Source organism: Bradyrhizobium sp. Leo170 (genome assembly GCF_004296405.1).
Taxonomy (GTDB): domain Bacteria; phylum Pseudomonadota; class Alphaproteobacteria; order Rhizobiales; family Xanthobacteraceae; genus Bradyrhizobium.
The window spans coordinates 1-315 of sequence record NZ_PSRR01000928.1 but is presented as its reverse complement, the minus strand read 5'-3'; the positions used below and the strand labels follow the sequence as shown (position 1 = coordinate 315).

1 pseudogene is annotated in these 315 nt (G+C 66.0%); it reads right to left on the bottom strand.

The features are described 5' to 3' along the window. Positions 1-315, bottom strand: a pseudogene (locus CWO89_RS45400) (IS701 family transposase); the annotation flags it as partial.

Below are 315 nucleotides of genomic sequence, written 5' to 3'. Positions count from 1 at the left end.
TTCACTGGCTTCGAGATCGGCCAGCTCGAGATAGGCCCAGTCGTGCCAGCGCGGACCTTTGGTCCCTCCGCCGGACGACAGGCGGCGCCAGGCCTTTTTGGGAAGGCTCCGCGCGATCGCGGCGGCGGTGCCGGCGACAGGCCGCTGCTTGCCCCAGGAGCGGAACACATGATTGGACGCAACACCCAGGACATAGCCTTTGCCCGCCTTGCGCAGCAGGGTTTCGATCTCTCCAGTGCCATACACGCTGTCCGCCGCCACGAACGAGAACGGCACGTTGGCCGTGGTCGCGCGAGTGATCATCTGACGCGCGAT